The sequence below is a fragment of the Chryseobacterium gambrini genome (genome assembly GCF_900156825.1).
GTDB lineage: Bacteria > Bacteroidota > Bacteroidia > Flavobacteriales > Weeksellaceae > Chryseobacterium > Chryseobacterium gambrini.
This window is the reverse complement of record NZ_FTOV01000016.1, coordinates 52,356-74,843: the sequence shown is the minus strand read 5'-3', so window position 1 is coordinate 74,843 and position 22,488 is coordinate 52,356. Positions and strand designations below refer to the sequence as shown.

Below are 22,488 nucleotides of genomic sequence, written 5' to 3'. Positions count from 1 at the left end.
CAAATAAAGCACAAAAGAGAGTAACAACAAAGCGGAATAAAAAATCCTTAGATTAATTTTTAACCTAAGGATTTGTTTATTGGTAAATCTATCTTTTTACTCCAGACTAAATTCATCCGAAATCACACTCTCCGAGTTTCCGCCTACCATTACTTTAAATGCTCCTTCTTCTACAATAAAGTTTCCGGAATTATCATAAAAACCAAGTTCTTTTTCAGTTAAATTAAAGGTGATCTTTTTACTTTCGCCGGATTTCAGTTCTACGATCTGGAAGCCTTTTAATTCTTTTACAGGTCTGGCTACGGAAGCAAATTCGTCCTGAATATACAACTGAGCCACTTCCTTTCCATCGTATTTCCCTGTATTTTTAAGGGTAAAAGTTACCTGAATATTTTCTCCTTTTGAAAACAACTTTTCATTGATTTTTAAATCGGAATATTCAAATTTTGTGTAACTCAATCCAAATCCGAACGGATAAAGCGGTGTTTTTTCTACATCGGAATAATGGCTCCAGAACACATTTTTATCTTTATCGAAAGGTCTTCCGGTATTAAGATGATTGTAATAAACAGGAATCTGACCTACGTTTCTCGGGAATGTCATCGGCAATTTTCCACTTGGATTGTAATCTCCGTAAAGAACCTGCGAAACGGCGTTTCCTGCCTGTGTTCCCAAATGCCACGCTTCTACAATAGCAGGTATATTTTCTGAAGCCCAGTTGATCGTTAAAGGTCTTCCGTTGTTTAAAACGAGTACGATATTGGGATTTACTTTAAAAATTTCTTTTAAAAATTCTTCCTGAAGTCCGGGTAAATCTATGTTTGTTCGGCTTCTTGCTTCTCCGGACGAAAATCCGTGTTCTCCCAAAACCATCACGATGACATCGGCATTTTTAGCGGCATTTTTTGCTTCTTCCAAACCTTTTCTGTCGGTGGTATTATAATTCACTTCGGTAAGGAAAGTAGGTTCGGAGGTTGTTAATTTTGGTCCTTCCACAAAATTAAGCTGATTGCCTTTGTAGGCTTTCATACCTTCCAGAACAGAAACTGCGGTATTGTTGTCTGCTGCAATTCTCCAGCTTCCGAGAGGGGAATTTTTACTTTCTGCCAAAGAACCCAGAAGGAGAATTTTTTGTCCTGATTTTTTAAGCGGAAGAAGATTTTTTTCGTTTTTAAGAAGAACAATGGATTTTTTTGCCATATCCAGAACGGCTTCATGGTTTGCCGTGCTTCCAATTGTTTCCTTTTCACGCTTCTCATCGAGAAAACGATAAGGATCATCGAAGAGTCCCAGTTCAAATTTAACGCGAAGAATTCTTCTTACGGCATCATCTATATAGCTTTCTTTAACTTTTCCCTGTTTTACCAAATCAATAAGGTAAGGGAAATAGATTCCACTCTCCATATCCATGTCTGTTCCGGCTTCTACAGCAGATTTTGCCGCTGCTTTTTCGTCTTTTGAGAATCCCCAAGAAATCATCTCACGGATAGAAGCCCAATCTGACACAACAAAACCGGAAAAGCCCCATTTGTTTTTCAGCACATCTCTCAGAAGATATCTGTCGGCTGTTGCGGGAATTCCATTAATGGTATTGAATGAATTCATCACACTTCTTATTCCCGCGTCTACAGCGGATTTGAAAGGCGGCAAAACCTGATTGAATAAAGTATTGTTTCCGATTTCAACGGCATTATATTCCAGTCCGGCTTCTACAAAACCGTACGCTGCAAAATGTTTTGCGGTGGCCGCGATTCTTAACGGAGATTTGAAGGTATTATCTCCCTGAAAACCTTTTACACGTGCCGCAGCAATTTTTCCTCCTAAAAAAGGGTCTTCTCCGGCTCCTTCCATCACTCTTCCCCATCTTGCATCTCTGGAAATATCCATCATGGGACCGAATGTCCAGTTGATTCCGGAGGCGGCAGCTTCTGAGGCGGCAACTTCTGCAGATTTTTCGATGGCTTGCAGATCCCAACTTGCTGCTTCTGCCAAAGGAATCGGCGAAAGTGTTTTGTATCCGTGAATAACATCAAACCCAATAATTAGCGGAATGCCGAGTCTTGTCTGTTCCACTGCGATTTTCTGAACTGCTTTTACTTCTTTTACTCCGCGAACGGTAAGCATAGATCCTACCAATCCTTTTTTTATATTTTCATATTTTTCTTCAGCACTTCCTCCGACGGGAGCAGGTCCCGTAACATCCCAGAAACCGTTGTACTGATTCATCTGCCCTACTTTTTCTTCCGGTGTCATTTTAGACATCAGAATATCGATCTTCTTTTCTGTTTCGGGGTTGAGTTTTTGCTGTGCGCTGACTGTGTTCACTTTAATGATGCTTATTATGGTGATGATTACTATTTTGGTTATTCTCATTTTATTTTTGATTATTCTTTGTTGATCATGATGCTTAATTTTAACGTAAAGTCCTCAGCTAAGAACTCAAGGTTTTTTAACGGTAAAAAATTAATGACAACCCCAATTTATGAATAATAGTTTTTAAAATTCAATACGAAATAAATCTTTAGTGTGTTGAAAATTCTTTCAAATTAAAAGTTCTGATTGTTGAATTCTTCTACTTTATTTTCTCAGTTGAAAAGCTGGAAGCGGGCAATTCAGACTTATTAAATAAATCAGGAACTGCGGTGTTGCTCCAGTCATATCTTACATTGACAGGGTTTTTCACTTCTTTGGATTCTAAGATGATCTGATTTCCCTTTATAACTGCGGTTGCCGGAACAAATTGACCCTCCGTTCCTGCGATTTCAAAAAGTTTTGATTCTTTATTTTTAAAATGCAGTCCGTCTGCAAAATCAAAAGATAAAATAGCTTTATTTCCTTTGTATTCTACGTTTTTAAGCTTCGGACTTTCTACAAGACCATTATTTTTGCCGTATACATTTTTAAGAATAAGGTTTGCCATTCTTATCCCGACCGGTTTTTTATTTTTTGGATGAATATCGTCTGTTCTGTCGAGATCTGAGGTAATGACAAGATCTGAATTTTTAACGGTTTCTGAAACTGTTCTCTGGGAATTCTGAATTTTAACGGTAGTATCGCCCCAACCTGTATATTTGGCAATCTGAATGATGTAAAACGGAAATTCTTCTCCTTTGGCTTGTCTCCAAGACTGTATCATGGAAGAAAGCAGGTCTGTATATCCTTCAGCATTTCCCGTATTAGTTTCACCCTGATACCAGAGTGCGCCTTTTATTTTATACGGATTCAGAGGGAAAATCATTGCATTGTACGCTCCGCTCATCTGCGACGGATAATATTCTGAACTTCCCAGTTTTTTGTAATTTTCTGCCAATTGAGGATTTTGCCTGAATACATTCTCCGGAGTCCAAAGCTCTGCAGGACTTCCTCCCCAGGCGGAAGAAATAATTCCTACTGGAACACCGTTGAGATTTTCCTGTATTTTTTGGGCAAAGAAATAGCCTATTGCACTAAAGTTTTTCATGGTATCGGGATTGCAGGAAACCCAGCTTCCAAACAAATTATTCTGTGGATAGGATGATGAGAGTTTCGGAACGGTGAAAAATCTTATGTCCGGAAAATTGGCTTTGGCAATTTCTGCATCAGCATCTTTCATTCCCCAAGCTGGCGTGTATTCCATATTAGACTGTCCGGAAATCAGCCATACTTCACCCAGCATTACGTTTTTAAGCTTTACTTCATTGTAGCCTTTCAGGGTAAAAGTGTAAGGTCCGCCTTCTTTTCCTGTTGGTATGATGAATTTAAAAACAGCGTCATTCCCTGTCACAAATTTATATTCTTTGTCAAGAAAATCTCCTTTCAGGGTAATCTCTTCTTTCGGATTGGCATTTCCCCAAATAACGATTTCTGCATTACGCTGCAACACCATATTGTCTGTAAAAATTGCCGGAAGATTAATGTTGGCAAAAAGCAAGTTTGTTAAAAATAATGAGAAAAGACTTATTATAAATTTCATGTGAGATAGATTAAAGCTTAATTAGGTAAGTATTTCTGTAAAAAAGGAATTAACTGGTTTGCCATTATCTGGTCGTCTTCTTTACTTGGATGATATCCGCATCCTTTCGGAGTCATTGCCTTAAATTCAAAAATCTCAATTGGCTGATGTTTTTTATCATTTCTGAAAGAATTTTTCACGGCATTTAAACATTCTACAAGGAGTTTATTATTCTCCCCTGAAACCATCGGACTGTTTAATAAAACAATTCTGGTGTCGGGATATTTTTTGTAGATATTCTGAACGAATTCCACATAATTTCCGATGAATTTTTCTTTATTGAAAGGTAAACGCTCTTTTTTGCCATCGCCTCGCGACAAATCATTCGTTCCCAAACATATACTCACCAGATCAGGCTGATAATCGTTGCCGAAAAGTTCCGGCTCGGAAGTTCTCAGATAAAGATAAGGATAAACATCGGGCAGAATATTTTCTTCCGATTTCTCTGTGTTCCAGTTTCTGTACATCCCGTATCCTGAAACAGAACTTAAAAGATAATCTGCTCCCAAAGTTCTGGCTGCTACAGGACCATAAGCAAAATACGCATTATGCTGATCAAACCACTGTCCTTTTCCGCATGGGAGTCCACTTTCATCATTTCCGAATCCGCAGGTAATAGAATCTCCTATGAATTCAATTTTTTTTCCAGGTTTCGGCTGAAAAGAGACAGCATCGATTCCGCTGCCGTCAAAATAGACTTCTCCCATCGCCGCTTCCGTTGCCTTTACGATTTTAATGGTGTGTACTTTCAGATTTTTGTCTGAAACATCGTAAGTAAATTTTTTAATCTCGTTATTGTCTATTTTAAATCTGCCGATGCATTTACCGTCCAGTTCAATGGAAACATAGTTGTAATAGCCTTGGAAAGGGATATTTTTCAATCCGAAACTTACAGAATTTCCGCTAAATTGAAACTCGGTATAAGATCCCGGACCAATGAGTTGACCTTTATTAAAAGAAGACTGAAGCACTCTTCCGTGCCAGTAAAATTTCTGAAGATATTTTCCTCTGTCGTCAAACTGTTTAAGATAATCCCTTGTTCTTATTCCGGATTCGTTAAGATCGGATAATTTCCAGTTTCCTTCGGAAGAAGCGGTAGGAAGAAGCATGGAGCAGGTTTCTTTTTTGTCGGAAACCGACCATGTAATCCAGCTCAGCTTATTTTTATTCATCCAGCTAAAATAGCTCTGCCATTCAGGATAATTAAATTTTCCATCTCCGGTAGCTTCCATTCCTGCGGACTCTGAAATGAAAACCGGAATGCCCGATTTTATGGCTTCATCGGTTCTGTCGCGCAGCCATTTTCCATGAGTTCCTGCATAAAAATGCACGGTGTACATGATATTTTTTTTGTCTTTTAAGGGATTTTTCTGAACCAGATCTATTCTTTGATCCCATTCCGGACAGCCTACGAGAATAATGTTGTCGGCATCATTTTTTCTGATGGTCCTTACAATTTCTTCCGCGTAACTTTTAACTTCTTCCCAGGATTGTTTTTCAGGCTCGTTGAAAACTTCATAGATCACGTTCGGGTATTTACCGTATTTTTTGGATATTGTATTAAAGAATTCTTTCGCTTCTTTTGTATGAATTTTATGAGCATGCCAATCGATAATTACATAGATGCCTTCTTTAATGGCAGCATCAATCACCGTTTCTATACTTTTGAGATTTGTCTTAGGGTTTTGCAGATAAGCACCTTCAGGATCAATTCCCATGGAAGCACGGACAACGTTTACGTTCCAGTCATCTTTCAGCCATTTTACGGTTTTCGGAGTATAAAATCGGGGATGAAAATTGCTCCAGCCGAAACTAGTTCCCACTAACCTCACAGGTTTGCCTTTTGCATCGGAAAGCTGGGTTCCCACAACCTGAAGGTTTCCAATTTCCTTTACAGGATTTCCTGCAAATGTAAATATGGAAATTAAAATGAATAGAAGTGTAATGCGTGAAGATTTCATTTTTGCTTTTTTAATGTTATATCTGTTTGAACCAATTTCAAATTTAATTACAAAAGACAATGATTAATCGTTTATTAAAATATTTAAACTACAAATAGTCCTGTTTAATTTTAATTGTTATCTTACTAATGGACTATGCATCATTATTTGTACAGATTCATTTTTCCGGCTTCTTTTTCAAATAGTGTTTTTTTATCCTTATAGAATTTTAAAAAATCTTTTTCCGAAGGATGTCCTTTAAAAGGCAGATAATATTCCACTTCATTATTTCCCGGCTTGAAGCCTGCATTTCTCCAGAATAACACATAGGAAAATGTATGCTTATCGAAAACCGGTTTCAGCACTTTCGTAAACCACTCAGAATCCGGAATCTGGTTATATCCTATTTCGCCGATAGCTGAAATTTTATTATGTTTTTCTGCTGCCTGATTCATTGCTGAAATAAGAACATCCAGTTTTTCTGCAAATTTTTTCCCTTCATCCACAGAACCTCTCTGATAAGCGTCAAAAGACATCATATCTACATAGCTGTCTCCCGGATAGCGTTTCAGGAATTCTTCGGGGGTGGTATATTCAACGCTGGTGTTATAAACTGAAATCAGGTGATGCAGTTTTTTTTCATTTTTTAAATAATCTAAAGAAAACCTGTACAATTCTTTATATTCTTCATCTGAAGCCGATTTCGCACCCCACCAGAACCATGTTCCGGTGTGTTCATGAAAGGGCCTCCACAGAATAGGAATCGGGGTTCCGTTATCGTCTTTTAAATCCGCTAAAAAATCGGCTATTTTATCAAGATAAGAGAGAAAAACGGAATGTTTATCTCCGCCTTCCAAAATACTTTTTATGGAGGTATTGGAAAAATCCCATGCATTGCCCCCTGTTATGGGATTGTTGGAGTGCCAACTTATAGTAATGATTCCGCCACAGCGATAACCTTCTTTTATGAATTCTTTTATTTTACTGAACGGAACACCATCAAGATTCTCTGTTTTTCCCAATTCCAGATCTCCAAGTTCCCAGCCGTATACTGCGGGATGATCTTTTACCACTTCTTTAACATCACTTCTTCCCTGTTGGTATTTCCAGTAAACACCGTACGCCAAATCGTCCTGATGTCCTATGAAATAGCCTTTTCTCTGTGCTTTTGCCAGATTTTGATATAAATTTTGTGTTTCCTGTGTCGCTTTCTCGTCAGACAGTCTGAACTGGGCATTTGTAAAAGACAAAGCCGAAAGAAAAGCTAACGAGAAAAATTTTGTAGGAAAAATTTTCATAGTAAAGAAATGTAAATAAGGATTTTTAATTCTCCGTTATTATTTATAGTATTTAATTTTAATGCAAAGTCTGCAGGTTTTTAAATCCAAAACGATTTTAAGTTTGCAGAGGCTTTATGCTCTGTTGTAATCATCTTCGATTCTTACGATGTCATCTTCTCCAAAGTACGTTCCGTACTGAACTTCGATAAAAACAACCGGTTCGGAAGTTTTATTTTCTATTCTGTGGTGTGCTCCAAGAGGAATCTGTGCAACCTGCCCTAATGTGTAATCTCTGATGTCTTCATCAATCGTAATGGTTCCGACTCCTGAAACAATTGTCCAGACTTCTGCTCTTTTATGATGATATTGCAAAGATAATCTTCCACCGGGATTCACCTGTATTCTTTTTACTTTATGAGTTTCTGAGTCATCCAGTACCCAATATTCTCCCCAAGGTCTTACGTCATGTTCCATACTAATGTTTATTTAATTTTAAATTTTTATTTGTTGAATTTTACCTGAATATCGTCTACATAAATGGTTCCTGTAGCTTCGGAAAGAGCCAGCATAATCCTGTATTTTCCAGAACCTGCGGGAACAGCAAGTGTCTTGGAGAATTTTTGCCAGTCTTTAGCGTCCGAAACAAAAAATATCGGCTGATCTTCTCCTGTTTTTGCAGTTCCGTCTTTGGTGAATTCTACGATCATTACTCCTTTATTCCAGTCGTTTTTTCCGGGTTTCAGGTCTTTTGTTTTTGCAAATGCAGAAATATCCAGTGTTTTGCTTCCATCGGGGATATCTGCAATCTGATCTATTCCGAACCAAACAGGATTTGAAGAAGACAGCTTTAAGCTTTTCTGTCCTTTTACTTTTTCTTCGGAAGTGGTTTCAGCGGTTCCTCTCCAGCTTTCCAGTCCGTTTTCAAAATCAGCATTTTTTAAAGTTGCAATTTCCAGCGGAGTAGAATCGGTAATCACTTTCACCTCATATTTTTTGGTTTCTTCCTCCTGAATTTTATTAAGATCTTCCTGTGTGAGTGGTGTGATTTTAATATCATCAAAATAGAAACTTCCCGTACATTCGGATAAGGCAATCATGAGTCTTCCGGAACGGTCTTTATTTAACGGAATTACTTTTTTATATTCCTTCCATGGAGTTGTTCCTTCCAAAGCGGCAATATTTTCTCCTTTACCGTTAATTTCGGCAATTACCACTGCTTTGTTCCAGTCTCTTTTTCCTTTTTCCACGCCATCTGCTTTCAGCCATGCAGAAACTTCAATCGCTGCTGTATTTTTAGGAATACTGAAGGTCTGATCGATTCCTTTCCACTGCGGAGCGGTATATTCTGTAATTCCGCCTCCTTTACTTCCTGTATGTTTGGTGTACGGATTAATTGTTATCGCACTTTCATTATTCCAGCTTTGGGCATCCATTTCAAAACCTCCGTTGCTGATGAGGTTTTTCTGAGCGCTAAGTGCTAATGAAGCTAAAATAAAAATGCTTAAAATATTTTTTTTCATTCAGATTCTTTTTCTGTTAATTGTATAAAATTCCGGCTATGGTTGTCTGAAGAGCCATCTGCGGTTTAAGGATAAAGTTTTTAAAATCTGTGGCATAAGGTGTTGCTGGCGTGGGAACATAATATGTATTTCCTGCATTGCTCCAAAAGCATACGTATGAAATTTTAACGTTATTGGATGTAATGGCAGGATGCACCAGTGTCGTAAAGTGGGTAGACGTTCTGGCTGTACTGTTCTGGCTGGAGTATCCGGTTTCGGTTAATGCCGCAATTTTATTTTTCTGGATGGCAAGATCAGATATTACTTTAAGTTTGCTGTTGGCGGTATTTGCTCCTGCTGTTGTCTGTGCTGTAAAGTCATAATAATTATCCATTCCTAAAACATCTACGTACTGGTCTCCCGGATATCTCGAAAGGTAGGCTGCAGAAGTTGTGTAGGAAGCATCCGGTGCAAAAGCATACAGTACATTATGAACATTCATGGTGTTTCTGAGATAGTTTACAGTAAACTGCCAAAGCTGTTTATATTCGTCTGCCGTGCAGTAAGCTGCTCCCCACCAGAACCAGTCTCCGTCGAATTCATGAAAAGGCCTGAAGATCACAGGAATTTCTTCGCCGCCGCTTCCTTTAAGATTTTTAAATACAGAAGCCACTTTCTGGAGTTTGGTAAGATACCAGTTGTGGTTGGCTCCACCGGGAAGAATACTTTTAAAAGCGTTCTGCTTTTGAGAAGCCGTCATTTCCGAGGTGTAGAAAGTAGTTTCATTGTAAGGTTCTCTCAAATGCCAGCAAAATGTTACCGCCATCCCTTTCTGATAGGCTTCTTTTGCTGCTGCCACAATTTTCTGCTCCTGCTGATAGTACCAATTGGAAGCATTTGCCTGATAATTTTTATCGGTAATAAACATGAGATCCAATCCGATAAGCGCAGGATCGGATCCTGTTGCTTTTTTTACATCAGACATGGAAGTATTATCCTGATAATACGTGTAAAACGCATCTTGGTGACCTACGAGAATTTTAGTTCCTGCATTATTTTTTAAATTATAAAATAACAATTGAGTCTTTTGGGTGGCACTTGCATCTGAGGTATTATTCACGAGTTTATTTACCGATTCTGAAGCCTGAGAGGAGTTTGTCTCTGCCAAATCGTTTGCTGAAGACTGACAGGAAAGAATTCCCAATAAGAAAGATACCAGAAAAAATTTACTTTGAGTTTTCATAATTAAAATGTTTTTGAAAGTTAATATTATTGTGATTTTAGATGTTTCTTTTTATTACTTCCAGTGATTTTTCAAATTATTTTCTTTTCCTGTCGTGTCTATAAATAATGGCTGCAAAATGCAACGTGTATTACTTTATTCTTTTAATGATCTCTAAACAGGCTCTCCCGTTGTGATAAGGGCATTTCCAGAATCCTGCTTTGTCTTTTTCGATAGGAAGATACTTTTCGTTGATTCCCCAGATCCATTCCCTGTTTTTTTTATCAATGATGTATCTTTCGGTGAATTCCACATTTTTTTTTAAAGCATTAAAGTATTTTTCGTCATTGGTAAGCTGGTAAGCATTCAGAAAACCAATCCACAATTCCGCCTGCGGCCACCAGTGTTTTTCTGAAATAAGCTGACCGGATTCCGGCTCGTATTCATACCATAATCCTCCGTCTTCATCCAGTCCTTCGAATGTTGCATCCGCCATTTTCACTGCATGATTTTTGTACAGGACAATCAGGTTTTCGTCCTCCACTGCTTCTGCACACCATTGCAGCAGCCATGCTGCTTCAATATCGTGTCCGTAAGAAATAACATCTTTCTTTTCGTTCCAATTTTCATCAAAAAACAGTCTGAGATGCCATGAATCTTTATTGATGAAATATTGGTCTATCGTTTCCAGCAACCGAATAATATTCTGTTTCAAATCTTCATCTTTCCATACGAGATAAAGGTTGGCAAATGCTTCTACGATATGAAGATGCGTATTCATGGTCTTTTTTTCGTTAGCATCTTTTTCGCTGAGGCGCATGTCTTCAATCTCTTTCCAGTCTTCGGTATATGCTTCAAAGTAGCCTTTATTCACTTTATCAAAAGAATGATTCTGAATGCTGTGATAGAGGGTTATCGCCAAATCCAGTGCCTCTTTATCATTTGAAACCTTATAAAATTCGCTCAAACCATAAATAACAAATGAAATGGCATAGATCTGATTTTTGGAATCTTTTACCGTTCCATCTGCATTAATGCTCCAATAGATTCCTTTGTGTTCCGGATTGTAAAAGTTGCTTTTAATCTCTTCAAAAGCTCTTTTCGCCATATTGAGATCTTCCGGATTCTGAGTAGCAGAAAATGCTGCGGAAAAAGTCCAGAGAATTCTCCCATACATTACAGAACCTTTTTCTGCTGCCGGATTTTTCTGTTCGCTAAAGTCAATCTCACCTATAAAACCTCCGTTTTTTTCGTCAATTGTATTCTTTCTCCAGTAATTCAGGATATTACGGAGCTCATTTTGCATCGTATTTAAGAGAAATTCTGTCTGCATATTGAGATTAAATCTTATTATCTTTAAAATTGAAAATGTTTCTGTAGTACTACAGTTATTTGGAAACCATGTTATTATCTACAATTTCAATGATTGTTTTCACCGATTCGGATGAGGTAAGTCTGTCTTCTGCCGTGTTGATGCAATAATCCGTTAATTGTTCAATTGAAGAAACCGCTACGTGCATTCTTGTGTCTGAAGATGCGTAATAGATAAAAACCTTACCATCTTCATCGGCGATCCATCCGTTGGAAAACAACACGTTGGAAACATCTCCTACTCTTTCCTCATTTTCCGGAGCCATAAAATATCCGGCAGGTTTGTAGATTACTTTTCCCAGTTCGTTTAGATCTGTCATGAATAAATATAAAACGTAGCGCAATCCGGCAGCCGTGTTACGCACTCCGTGCGCCAGATGCAGCCAGCCTTTTTCTGTTTTAATAGGAGCCGGACCCAGACCGTTTTTCAGCTCATATACTGTATGATAGGCTTTTCCATAGATAATTTCTTCATTTTCCACCACAGGATTCGTCATATCTGCAACATAGCCAAGCCCGATTCCTCCTCCTGCTCCAACATCGATAAATCCGTCTTGGGGACGTGTGTAAAGAGCATATTTTCCGTTTACAAATTCAGGATGCAATACCACATTTCTCTGCTGTCCTGTATTGGAAATTAAATCCGGAAGCCTTTCCCAGTCTACTAAATTTTTTGTTCTTACAATACCCGCATTTGCAATTGCCATAGAAGTATCTCCTTTCGGTGCGTTGGGATCTTTTCTTTCTGTACAGAAAATTCCGTAGATATATCCGTCTTCATGCTGAATTAAACGCATATCGTAAACGTTTGTATCGGGATTTCCTTCAATCTGAGGAATCACAACGGGTTTTTCCCAGAAACGGAAATTATCAATACCATTCGGAGATTCTGCAATTGCAAAGAAAGATTTTCTATCGTAGCCTTCTACTCTTACAGAAAGAATATATTTATCGTTCCACTTCATTGCACCGGCGTTAAAAGCAGCATTGATCCCGAAACGTTCCATAAAAAATGGATTTCTTTCGGCATCCATATCAAAACGCCATTCTAACGGAGCATGAGCCGCTGTAACGACAGGATTTTTATATCTTGTAAAAATTCCGTTTCCGGCATGATCTTCCGGAGAATTTTTTTGAGTAACCAGCTTTTCAAATTCTTCTGACACTTCATTAAATCTTGTATTGAATAAATCACTCATCTTGCTATATTATTTTATATTTTGTTTGTAATAGAAATTATATTCCATCTGGTTTCAGATATTTTTATATGATTTGTATGTATTTAGTTTTCTTTTCTTCTCTGCTCCAGTTCTTCTGTAATTGATGAAAGTTTTTCTTCCGTTAAAGGATACACAAAAATGAAAAGCATAGAAATGATGGCTCCTGCCGCCGGAAGAATGCTCAGCATCAATCTGATTCCTGTCTGTGCATTTTCTGTCTGTACAACGTTTGCCTGAAACCCAAAGTAAGCCAAAAGCCATCCTGTTGCTGCTCCACCGAATGCCCAACCCAATTTCTGGGACATTGATGATGCCGAGAATACAAGTCCTGTTGCTCTTCTTCCCCGTTTCCATTCCGAATAGTCTGCGGTATCGGCATACATTGACCATAAAAGAGGGAAAATGCATCCTGCGCAAATGCTTATGAAAAATTGAAGCAGTAAAATCATCATGATGTTATCTTTCGTAAGGAAATAAAACAGGATACTGAGAACTGCTGCTGATAACATTGCGGCAAAGAATGTTTTTTTCTTCCCGAATTTATTGGCTAAAGGGGTCGCCAAAACCACTCCCACAATGTTGGCTGCCTGTCCTAAAACCAGATAAATGGTAAGATAGGACATCCCTGTTCCCATACCGAAAATGGAAAATGTTTCATGATCTGTTTTTTCCAGATAATATTTGAAATAGTAAATTGCCCCGCCGTCACGAATGGTATTGAAAAGCAATGTGGCAACTCCGGCTCCCAAAAGAATCCACCATGGTTTATTTTTCCAAAGATCATTGAGATCTTCTTTTAAGGTAGACTGGTCTTTTTTTATAGGTTTAATACGTTCTTTGGTTCCTGCAAAACATCCCCAAAACAGCAGCGTCGTCATTACTCCGAATACAACAATGGTATAAAACCAGCCTTGCGAAGAAGTTAAGGTTCCGTCTCCAAAGTATTTTACCAGAGGTTCTATCATCCAAAGCGCAATAAGACTGCCTGCGAAAGCAAAAACCATTCTGTAGGAAGCCAGTGTAGTTCTTTCTTTACCGTCTGAAGACATCACGCCAAGTAATGATGCATAAGGAACGTTGATGAGTGAATACACCATCATCATTAAGGAATATGTGATGTATGCATAGATCAATTTTCCGTTGTGTGCAAAATCTGGGGTGTAAAAGGTTAATACACCGATGATGGCAAAAGGAACGGCAACCCATAATAAAAAAGGACGGAATTTCCCCCATTTTGTATCGATCCTGTCTGAATAAATTCCCACAAAAGGATCAAAAAAGGAATCCCATACTTTGGTTACCAGAAACATGGTTCCTACCGCCGCCGCCGCAAGACCAAACACATCAGTGTAGAAAAAAAGCAGATACATGCTGAAGATTTTCCAGAACATAGAGGATGCGGCATCTCCAAATCCGTAAGCCACTTTTTCTTTTATATTTATCTTTTCGTTATTCATTAATTTTTCTTTTAATGATTAAATTTTAAAATTGTTTTTTAAATGACTGATGATTGAGTATCGCCTGTCATTTATATACATTGTTATTTTGTATATCTTTCAGGAACAATGTGTTGCTGAGATTGTAAAAATCTCTGAAATCCTGTTCATTCGGATGTCCTTTGTAAGGTACATAATAATGCATTTTTTTCTCTTCCGTCAATCCATGATTTCTCCATGTCAGAACGTAAGAAATTTTGTAGTTTCCGATGGCTTCCGTTAAAGTTTTTGTCCAGAAACGGTTGTACGGAATCTGCTCATATCCTGTTTCAGCAAGAGCCGGAATTTTGTGATGTTCTTTCGCAATTTCATCCATGATGGCAAACTGCTTTTGAGAACGTTCTACAAAACCTGTATTGTGTACCGGATTATCAAGCTCATAGATATCAAAGCTTATCATATCCACGTATTCATCACCCGGATAAAATTCCAGAAATTCTTCTTTTGTATTAAAGTCTGAAGTATTGTAGATCCAGATGAGATTATTCAGACCTTTTGTTTTGGTAAGATAATCATAGGTCATTTTCCACAACTGTTTAAATTCCTCAGAGCTGCAATTATTTTTTCCCCACCAGAACCAGTTTCCTGTAAGTTCATGATAAGGCCTCCAAAGTACAGGAACCTGTTTTTTATCTTTACCTTTTACCGAAGCGAGATACTCTGAGATCAGATCCAGCCAGTTGAGAAACATCTGATGTTTTTCTCCTCCCTGCAAAATGGTTTTTACGCTTCCTTTCGTATTATCCCATGCGGTTTTTCCTGTGAGCGGATTATTGGCGTGCCAACTGACGGTATTTATTCCGCCCATGTTGTAAACGTCCTCCATCATTTTTTTCATCTGCCCAAAGCTGAAAATATCAATCGGTCCTTTTCCTCCGGATTCTATATTCATGACGTCCCAGCCAAAAACGGAGGGATAATCTCCCGCAGTTTCTTTCACATCGCTTCTCCCATCCTGCATCCTCCAGTTTACACCATATCCCAGATCATCCTGATGTCCGAACATGATTCCTTTATCCATAAGCTGCCAAAGATTTCTGTACAGGTTTTGGGTTTCCGCTGTGGCATTTTTGTTTGATAGTAAAGAAGTATCCTGCGCCGCAAAAAGACCGGCACAGAATACGTTAGAAACTATAATAAAATTTTTTAAGGAATTCATTTATTTAATTGTAGAGGAAATTTATCCTGCTATTTTAATTATCTTTTAAGGATTAGTATTGTATTTTCTTATGATCTTCCATGTGGATTGATCTGAGATGAAAACTCCATTCAGTCCCTGTTCTTCCATCGGTGGATCTCCCATGTAATCGTCGCCTTTTTTCCAGAAGGTCTGCCCGGGAATTGGTTTTGCAACTCCGTTGAAAGCCCAGAAAGAGCATCCTGCAAAACTTCCTTTCAGATTTCTGTTCTCATTCCACAATTTCAGAGTACTTTCGTAATACTTGTCTCTTAATTTTGTGCTGCTGTTGATATCAAAAGAATGTCCGTCTCTCGGAAACCCGAATTCTTCAAGAACCAGCGGTTTGTGAACTTCGTCTGCAATTTTGAGATGAGATTTTATATAGTCTGAGGTTCTGCGGTTCACTTCTTCGAAATCTTTTTCCATCGTCTCATTTGCAAACCAGCCCCAGTTTTTCGGCCAGATATGAATGGTGAGATAATCGATGTTTTTATCTGCATGATTTTCTTTATACAGGTTCATATCTTCCGTTCCCTGTACTCCTTCACTTCCTGTAGTTACCAGATGATTTTTATCAAGCGATTTAATGTACGAAGCACTTTCTGTAATGAATTTTTTATACTCTCCGTTAGCTGCGGGTCTCATCGGGCGGGGTTCATTGGCAATTTCCCAAGCCATTAGTGTTTTATCTTTTGTATATTTTTTTCCATTCACAGAGTTTCTTCTTGTAACAATCTTTTTGACCTGTTCAAAATACTGATTTTTGCATTCTTCACAACTATAAAACTTTGCGGTAAAGTCTCTCTGATCATCCCAATTCAGTTTTTCTGCTGTTTTTTGCTGATCAATTTTATTGTTCCAAAGTAAATATTGCAGCCATCCGCCGCTCCATTCCCAGTTATTGGAAAGAAAAAGGATTACTTTCATGTTTCTTTTTCCTGCTTCATCCATCAGAATATCAAGTCCTTTTAATTTGTCTTCATCAAATTTTCCGGCTTCATATTGATAAGCGGGTTCTACTCTATTCGCTCCGTTCAATTTTCCGGAACCTTCCACTGCGGCAAGAACACGAATATTTTCAATATTTTGAGATTTTAAAAAATCCAGTTCTTTCTTTAATCTGCTGATACCCTTTTCTTCATTTTTTTCCAGCCCGAGATAGGAAGCATACCAAAAGTTGGTTCCTACAAAGTAATACTCCTTTTTTTTAAGTATAAAATGACCATCTTTTACGGTTACAAATTTTTGTGCATTCAGTTTTGCCAATATGCAAAAAAGTAAGATCAATAGTATTTTGAATGGTAATTTCATCGTAAGGAAAATGCTTGAGTCTGTTAACATTTGCTTAATGCCAAATTTATTTATGTATCTTGGCGGGATGTAATATTATTTTGTCATTTTTACATATAAATTACACAAATAAACGATAAAAAACTGAAAATCAACACTCATACAAAAGATACAAAATGAGCAAACACTCCGAAATTCTTAGAGAAATAGCAACTATTTCACCCGACGAGACCTTTTTGGTGTTCGACCGCATAAAAAATACGTTCGATTTTCCTCTTCATTATCATCCGGAAATTGAGATCAACTTTATTCTTAAGGGAAAAGGCAATAAAAGAATTGTAGGCGATCATATCGGAGAAATAGATCATATCGAACTGGTGATGATTGGTCCTTACCTTCCTCACTACTGGGATAATTACAGATGCAAATCGAAAAAAATTCATGAAATAACAGTACAGTTTAATCAGGATTTTTTTGAACAGTCTTTAATGAAAAGACGAATCATGAAGCCCATTGACGATCTTATTAAAAATTCTATCCGGGGAATTCTTTTTTCAAAGGAAACCGCAGAAAAACTTAAAGACAACTTCCTGAATTTATCGAAACTCAAAGGTTTTGAAGCTTTTATGGAAATGATGCACATTCTGCATGAGCTCGCTATTGCAGAAAACACTACCATCCTTTCTTCTTACAGCATAGAACTGGAAACTTTTACCGATGACGACAGCATGAAACTTGTATACGATTACGTTCATAAAAATTTCGATAAGAAAATAACACTTGAGGAAGTGGCTGCAGTTTCTAACATGAGCATCGTTACATTCAACAGGTTTATTAAGAAGAGAACAGGAAAAACATTCATTAATTACCTGAACGAGATAAGAGTGGGCTACGCTGCAAGATGGCTCATTGAAAAAAAACTGACGGTGTCGGAAGTTGCTTTCGAGTCGGGTTTTAACAATATTGCCAACTTCAATAAAATTTTCAAATCTTTAAAGAAATGTACTCCTTCGGAATTCAAAAATCAATTTACCGGTATTAAAAGGGTTCAATAATTCAACAAAATAATTCTTTTACTCTTTTTTTGAGATGTTGGTGATGTTTTTTGTTAATATTTTATTAATTCTAAAATACGTAAAAGCGGCTTTTTAGCTATAAAAAGCTATTTTATTTTTCAAATAATTTAAAAAAAAGACACAAATATGACGATAAACAACCACAATAACCCCCTCATTAAAAACAAAATAAATAACTAAAAATCAACAAATTAAAATAAACAAAACGGAATAAAAATTTAGCATCAGGTAAAATAATACTGAATTATGACAAAATAACATTAATCGCAATTGGCTTCAAAATTTAGCTTTGTCATCAATGTGAACAAAATGTTAATTCAACCTAAACATTAATTTCTTTTCCGTAGCAATTATGAGAAAAATAAACACCCCCTTACTAAGCCCGGTTCTACAGAATAAAGCCGCCTTATTTTTTGCTTTGGCCTTTCTTCCTGTAAGTTGGGTACATGCTCAAAAGACAAAGCGCGATACTTTAAAAGAGACAAAAATTGATGAAGTTGTAATGATAGGTTATGGCGCTCAGAAAAAAACGGATATAAATTCTGCCGTATCCTCTATAAAATCGAAAGACATTCAGGATCTGAAACAGGTTTCCGTAGACCAGATGCTTCAGGGAAAAGTTGCGGGAGTTTCCGTAACGAACGGTAACGGACAGCCGGGAGCGGCTGCTTCTGTACGTGTGCGCGGAACGACTTCCATCAGTTCCAGTAACGAACCATTGTATATTATTGATGGTGTCCCAATTTCCGGAGATGCAACCAACAGTTCCACTACGGGAAGACCGATTGCAGGTAACGATACTTCTGCAACGGGAGGTTCGGGAAACGCCGCAGTTTCTCCGCTTACCTTTCTTAACCCTAATGATATAGAATCAATAGATGTACTTAAAGATGCTTCTGCAACGGCAATCTATGGTTCGAGAGGAGCAAACGGTGTTATCATCATTACTACGAAATCGGGCAAAAAAGGAGCGGGAAAGATAAGCTATGAAGGTTATACATCGGTTTCCAGTATTTATAAATATCTGGATGTGATGAATCTTCAGCAGTATGCAAGATATCAGAATCAATTGTCTGATCTTTTTAATCTTCAGCCAAGACCTGAGTTTGCCCATCCTGAATTGCTGGGTAACGGGACAAACTGGCAAAAAGCGATTTACAAGACTGCTTTTTCTCAAAGCCATCAGCTTTCATTTTCCGGTGGTAAAGATAATACCACATTTTACATTTCGGCGAACTATCTTAATCAGGAAGGTAATATTATCAATACCGGACTCAAAAGATATACGTTCCGGACGAATGTAGATTCTCAGGTAAATAACTGGCTGAAAGTGGGCACGAATATTACAGGCGGAGTAAGCAATGAAAACTTTACGGTAAACCAAAGTTATAACGGGCTTATCTCCAATACGCTTTTACAGGCTCCGGATATGCCGATTTATAATTTTGACGGAAGTTATGCTTCTCCTCCTGCAGGACAAAATGTTAATTATTTCAATCCTGTTGCCGAAGCTCTTACCAATACGAATAAATTAATCCGTAAAAATTTCCTTGGAAATCTGTATGCTGAAGCTAAAATTACGAAAGGACTGAAATACAGAATGGAACTTTCTGCGAATACGGAATTTTCTGAAAACAAAGAATTTCATCCTTCTTATAACAGAGGCTCTCAATTTAATCTGATCGCAGATTTGTATGTGAGAAATCAGGACTGGTATTCTGTAAATTTTAAAAATTTATTAACGTATGATTTTTCTTTAGGAAAGAATAAATTTACGATACTTGCCGGACAGGAAGCACAGGATGTTCATTATAAAGGATTCAGCTCCATAGGACAGGGGTTTAAATCGAACGATGTTTACGGATTAAATCTCGCAGACGATGTTACAACAACTTCATTCCAAGGAAGCAATTCTCTTTCTTCACTTTTCGGAAGAATTATTTATGATTTCGACGGCAGATACAGCCTTACTGCTTCCATAAGAGCAGACCGTTCTTCGAAGTTTGATCCTGAAGCGGATAACGGCAAAAAACAGTTGGGATATTTTCCGGCAGTTTCTGCTTCTTGGAGAGTAACAAAAGAAAAATTCATGGAATGGATTCCTTCAAACATCATCAGTAACATCCGGTTCCGTGGAGGTTACGGAGAGACAGGAAACCAGAATATTCCAAACAACAGATATACTTCCCTGCTTACTATTTATAATCTTGTAGGAAATCTTTCTAATAAAAATCTGAAGTGGGAATCTATGCAGCAGACGAACATCGGGGTAGATCTTACTTTACTGAAAAGACTTAACGTAGCGATAGACTGGTACAATAAAAAATCGAAGGATTTTCTTTTTCAGGCACCCCTTCCTAGTTACGTAACCGGAGGAGCAAATTATTACGGAGGTATTGATGCCATGTACTCAAACATCGGTTCTATGGTGAACAGAGGTATTGATCTTAATATTTCTTATGAAACAAAAGGGGAAAAATTCAACTGGACATCAAATCTTGTTGTTTCCAGATACAGAAACAAATTATTGAGTCTTGCGGACGGTTTGTCGGATATTAATACTCAGGTAAACCTGAACGGTTATCTACCAATGGTGGCAACCAATACTTTAATCGGCGAACCTGTGGGCGTTTTCTGGGGATATAAAACCAATGATCTTTATCGTACGGCAGACCAGCTTAATAATGCACCTACTCAGTTCGGAAGCGCACCAAAACTGGGAGACGTTCGTTACGTGGATGTAAATGGAGATGGTAAAATCAATGAGTCTGATATGACGATCATCGGAAATCCGCACCCGGATTTTACATTCGGATTTACCAATACTTTCAGATATAAAAATGTGGATCTTTCTGTTTTTGTACAGGGTTCTGTAGGTAATGACATTCTGAATCTTACGAAAAGAAACGGTACAATGAATTCCCAGTTATATCAAAATCAACTGATGGGTGCGCTTGATTACTGGACACCAGATAATCCAAATGCCAGTTTGCCAAGACCGGTTGCAGACAATAACAGCACCAATCTTCTTATTTCTGACCGTTATGTGGAAAAAGGAGATTATCTGAGAATACAGAATGTAACTTTAGGATACACCGTTTCCCCTACTTTTGCTTCTCAGCTTAAACTTACAAGATTCAGAATCTACGTAAGCGCACAAAACCTGTTTACCATTACAAAATACAGCGGATACGATCCTGAAATAGGATCTTTCAATCAAAATGTCTTACTGACAGGAGTTGACAACGGAAGATATCCTTCTCCCCGAACATTTAATTTTGGAGTTAATTTAGATTTTTAATTAATTATTTATGAAAGCTTTACAATATTTTAAACATACAGGTTTAGCCGTTTCATTTTTGGGGCTTGGCCTTCTGTCTTCTTGCAGCAGAGAATTTACAGACCGTCCTTCCGAGGATTCCATCAGTCTGGAGAATTATTATCAGAACAACGAACAGGTACAGGGAGCAACAGACGGAATGTACTACAAAACATGGTTTCAGTTCAATAATAAGTTTTTCTACGCCATTTCGGAAGTAGGTTCGGGAAATATGTACACGAATTCCTCGGATGTGAATGCCATGCGTAATTTTTCCATCAACTCTTCCGATGCGGAAATGTTCAATGGATGGCAGTCGTTGTGGGCGAATGTAGCACAAGCTAATAATCTCATCAATAATTTACAGAAAAGAGCCGGTGCGGGAGTTTCTCAGGCGGTGATCAATCAGGCTTTGGGAGAAGCTTACTTTATGCGTGCCACTGCTTACTTTTATTTAGTGAGATTATGGGGACCTGTTCCTATAATTATTGATAATGAAGCTGTTGCTGCCAATCCTAAAGTAAACACTAATTTTACAGAAGATGTATATGAGCTGATCCGGAGAGACTATTCCAAAGCGATAGAATTACTGCCTGCAAAAATAAGAGGCGGAGACTATTCTTCGAATGCGAAGGTTTCTAAAGGTTCTGCGAAAGCTTTTCTTGCAAAAGTATATTTGTACAATAAAAATTATACAATGGCAAGACAACTTGCTGAAGAGGTGATTAACAGTGGAGAATTCAAATTATTAGGAGGAACATCGCAGTATTCTCTTACCAGTAAATCTTTCGGAGATCTGTTCACTTATCCTAATAACAATAATGAAGAATCTATATTCGCATTGCAGTGGAAAGGCGATATTAATTATGGATCTGCCAATAACTGCAACACACAATTTGGGATCAGCAACGGAACGTATTCTACCTCCAATGCGTCTTACGGCGGTGTTTTTGCGCCTTCTCAGGATATTTTAACGTTATATGATACGAATGATATAAGAAAAGCCAATACCATCATGTTTCCCGGATATACGTATACGGATATAAAAGTTAAAAACGGACAGAATTTTCAGACTGGTTTCACTGTTCCGCCAGCAGACCAGATCGGAGGTCAAGGTGCAGGTGCAGCCATTAAAAAATATTGCATCGGAATTGTAAATGGAAATTCCACAGGTCCTGTAGACAGTTGGGCAATGATGAACAACAATACGTACATTATGAGATTTGCAGAGCTTCTGCTGATTGATGCCGAAGCGATTTTAGCAGGTGGAAGTTCTACTTCAGACGGCAATGCCTTAAAGGTTTATAATGCTGTAAGAAACAGAGCAGGTCTGTCGAATGTTACTTCTTTCACTTTTGATGATTTGTTTAAAGAACGAAGAAGAGAGCTTGCTTTCGAAGGCGATTATTGGTTTGATCTCGGAAGAATCGACCGCAGTAAAGCCATCGCCATCATGTCTGCTCAGAACCGTGGAAATATGTATACTGCTGAATATTTTACACCTTCTTCCAGCAGCTTCACCCTGCCTTATCCTGCAAATGATGTGGCTAAAAATCCGAAGCTTTTGGATAGCCCGGTACATTATCAATTTTAAAATTTACAGA

At 37.9% G+C, this 22,488-nt stretch carries 15 protein-coding genes; 3 read left to right on the top strand and 12 right to left on the bottom strand.

Going from position 1 to position 22,488, the window contains the following annotated elements:
* Nucleotides 1-96: 96 nt before the first annotated feature.
* The 12 genes from bglX to BW951_RS19665 all read right to left on the bottom strand — a co-directional run bounded on the left by bglX (nucleotide 97) and on the right by BW951_RS19665 (nucleotide 16,540).
* Nucleotides 97-2,373: a beta-glucosidase BglX gene (gene bglX, locus BW951_RS19720; RefSeq protein WP_076395954.1), complete on the bottom strand. Its 2,277-nt coding sequence runs from the start codon at nucleotides 2,371-2,373 to the stop codon at nucleotides 97-99.
* Nucleotides 2,374-2,572: 199 nt separating this feature from the next.
* On the bottom strand, nucleotides 2,573-3,952 hold the full coding sequence (locus BW951_RS19715) for a sialate O-acetylesterase (protein ID WP_076395952.1): 1,380 nt from the start codon (nucleotides 3,950-3,952) through the stop codon (nucleotides 2,573-2,575).
* Between the two features lie 17 nt (nucleotides 3,953-3,969).
* Nucleotides 3,970-5,952 carry a cellulase family glycosylhydrolase gene (locus BW951_RS22915; RefSeq protein WP_175608853.1) on the bottom strand — a complete coding sequence of 661 codons (1,983 nt, stop codon included), beginning with the start codon at nucleotides 5,950-5,952 and terminating at the stop codon, nucleotides 3,970-3,972.
* Between the two features lie 143 nt (nucleotides 5,953-6,095).
* Nucleotides 6,096-7,229 (bottom strand): glycoside hydrolase family 26 protein, encoded by a 1,134-nt coding sequence (locus tag BW951_RS19705; RefSeq protein ID WP_076395947.1) that lies wholly within the window; start codon nucleotides 7,227-7,229, stop codon nucleotides 6,096-6,098.
* 114 nt (nucleotides 7,230-7,343) lie between these two features.
* Nucleotides 7,344-7,685, bottom strand: a complete 342-nt coding sequence (locus BW951_RS19700; RefSeq protein ID WP_076395945.1) for a phosphomannose isomerase type II C-terminal cupin domain — start codon at nucleotides 7,683-7,685, stop codon at nucleotides 7,344-7,346.
* A 26-nt stretch (nucleotides 7,686-7,711) separates the two neighbouring features.
* On the bottom strand, nucleotides 7,712-8,731 hold the full coding sequence (locus tag BW951_RS19695; RefSeq protein ID WP_076395943.1) for a hypothetical protein: 1,020 nt from the start codon (nucleotides 8,729-8,731) through the stop codon (nucleotides 7,712-7,714).
* 16 nt (nucleotides 8,732-8,747) lie between these two features.
* A complete protein-coding gene (locus tag BW951_RS19690; RefSeq protein ID WP_076395941.1) occupies nucleotides 8,748-9,953 on the bottom strand; it encodes a glycoside hydrolase family 26 protein in 1,206 nt (401 codons plus the stop codon).
* A gap of 130 nt (nucleotides 9,954-10,083) precedes the next feature.
* Nucleotides 10,084-11,265 (bottom strand): AGE family epimerase/isomerase, encoded by a 1,182-nt coding sequence (locus BW951_RS19685; RefSeq protein WP_076395939.1) that lies wholly within the window; start codon nucleotides 11,263-11,265, stop codon nucleotides 10,084-10,086.
* A 55-nt stretch (nucleotides 11,266-11,320) separates the two neighbouring features.
* Nucleotides 11,321-12,502, bottom strand: a complete 1,182-nt coding sequence (locus tag BW951_RS19680) for a glycoside hydrolase family 130 protein (RefSeq protein WP_076395937.1) — start codon at nucleotides 12,500-12,502, stop codon at nucleotides 11,321-11,323.
* A gap of 83 nt (nucleotides 12,503-12,585) precedes the next feature.
* The gene (locus BW951_RS19675; protein ID WP_076395935.1) at nucleotides 12,586-13,980 is read right to left on the bottom strand and encodes an MFS transporter; all 1,395 of its coding nucleotides are present in this window, start codon (nucleotides 13,978-13,980) and stop codon (nucleotides 12,586-12,588) included.
* A gap of 67 nt (nucleotides 13,981-14,047) precedes the next feature.
* Nucleotides 14,048-15,178: a glycoside hydrolase family 26 protein gene (locus tag BW951_RS19670; protein WP_076395933.1), complete on the bottom strand. Its 1,131-nt coding sequence runs from the start codon at nucleotides 15,176-15,178 to the stop codon at nucleotides 14,048-14,050.
* Between the two features lie 45 nt (nucleotides 15,179-15,223).
* A complete protein-coding gene (locus tag BW951_RS19665) occupies nucleotides 15,224-16,540 on the bottom strand; it encodes a glycoside hydrolase 5 family protein (protein ID WP_228427575.1) in 1,317 nt (438 codons plus the stop codon).
* Nucleotides 16,541-16,665: 125 nt separating this feature from the next.
* Here BW951_RS19665 and BW951_RS19660 point away from each other — a divergent pair, with 125 nt between their 5' ends.
* The 3 genes from BW951_RS19660 to BW951_RS19650 all read left to right on the top strand — a co-directional run bounded on the left by BW951_RS19660 (nucleotide 16,666) and on the right by BW951_RS19650 (nucleotide 22,478).
* Nucleotides 16,666-17,544: a helix-turn-helix domain-containing protein gene (locus tag BW951_RS19660; protein WP_076395929.1), complete on the top strand. Its 879-nt coding sequence runs from the start codon at nucleotides 16,666-16,668 to the stop codon at nucleotides 17,542-17,544.
* 373 nt (nucleotides 17,545-17,917) lie between these two features.
* Complete coding sequence (locus BW951_RS19655) at nucleotides 17,918-20,866, top strand: SusC/RagA family TonB-linked outer membrane protein (RefSeq protein WP_076395927.1); 2,949 nt, start codon at nucleotides 17,918-17,920, stop codon at nucleotides 20,864-20,866.
* Between the two features lie 10 nt (nucleotides 20,867-20,876).
* Nucleotides 20,877-22,478: a RagB/SusD family nutrient uptake outer membrane protein gene (locus BW951_RS19650; protein ID WP_076395925.1), complete on the top strand. Its 1,602-nt coding sequence runs from the start codon at nucleotides 20,877-20,879 to the stop codon at nucleotides 22,476-22,478.
* Nucleotides 22,479-22,488: the final 10 nt, after the last annotated feature.

Bases quoted from the DNA above. Each gene is read 5' to 3' on its own strand.
- BW951_RS19650 (WP_076395925.1), top strand. From the start codon at position 20,877: ATGAAAGCTTTACAATATTTTAAACATACAGGTTTAGCCGTTTCATTT.
- BW951_RS19675 (WP_076395935.1), bottom strand. From the start codon at position 13,980: ATGAATAACGAAAAGATAAATATAAAAGAAAAAGTGGCTTACGGATTT.
- BW951_RS19695 (WP_076395943.1), bottom strand. From the start codon at position 8,731: ATGAAAAAAAATATTTTAAGCATTTTTATTTTAGCTTCATTAGCACTT.
- BW951_RS19655 (WP_076395927.1), top strand. From the start codon at position 17,918: ATGAGAAAAATAAACACCCCCTTACTAAGCCCGGTTCTACAGAATAAA.
- BW951_RS22915 (WP_175608853.1), bottom strand. From the start codon at position 5,952: ATGAAATCTTCACGCATTACACTTCTATTCATTTTAATTTCCATATTT.
- BW951_RS19670 (WP_076395933.1), bottom strand. From the start codon at position 15,178: ATGAATTCCTTAAAAAATTTTATTATAGTTTCTAACGTATTCTGTGCC.
- bglX (WP_076395954.1), bottom strand. From the start codon at position 2,373: ATGAGAATAACCAAAATAGTAATCATCACCATAATAAGCATCATTAAA.
- BW951_RS19660 (WP_076395929.1), top strand. From the start codon at position 16,666: ATGAGCAAACACTCCGAAATTCTTAGAGAAATAGCAACTATTTCACCC.
- BW951_RS19680 (WP_076395937.1), bottom strand. From the start codon at position 12,502: ATGAGTGATTTATTCAATACAAGATTTAATGAAGTGTCAGAAGAATTT.
- BW951_RS19700 (WP_076395945.1), bottom strand. From the start codon at position 7,685: ATGGAACATGACGTAAGACCTTGGGGAGAATATTGGGTACTGGATGAC.
- BW951_RS19715 (WP_076395952.1), bottom strand. From the start codon at position 3,952: ATGAAATTTATAATAAGTCTTTTCTCATTATTTTTAACAAACTTGCTT.
- BW951_RS19690 (WP_076395941.1), bottom strand. From the start codon at position 9,953: ATGAAAACTCAAAGTAAATTTTTTCTGGTATCTTTCTTATTGGGAATT.
- BW951_RS19685 (WP_076395939.1), bottom strand. From the start codon at position 11,265: ATGCAGACAGAATTTCTCTTAAATACGATGCAAAATGAGCTCCGTAAT.
- BW951_RS19665 (WP_228427575.1), bottom strand. From the start codon at position 16,540: ATGTTAACAGACTCAAGCATTTTCCTTACGATGAAATTACCATTCAAA.
- BW951_RS19705 (WP_076395947.1), bottom strand. From the start codon at position 7,229: ATGAAAATTTTTCCTACAAAATTTTTCTCGTTAGCTTTTCTTTCGGCT.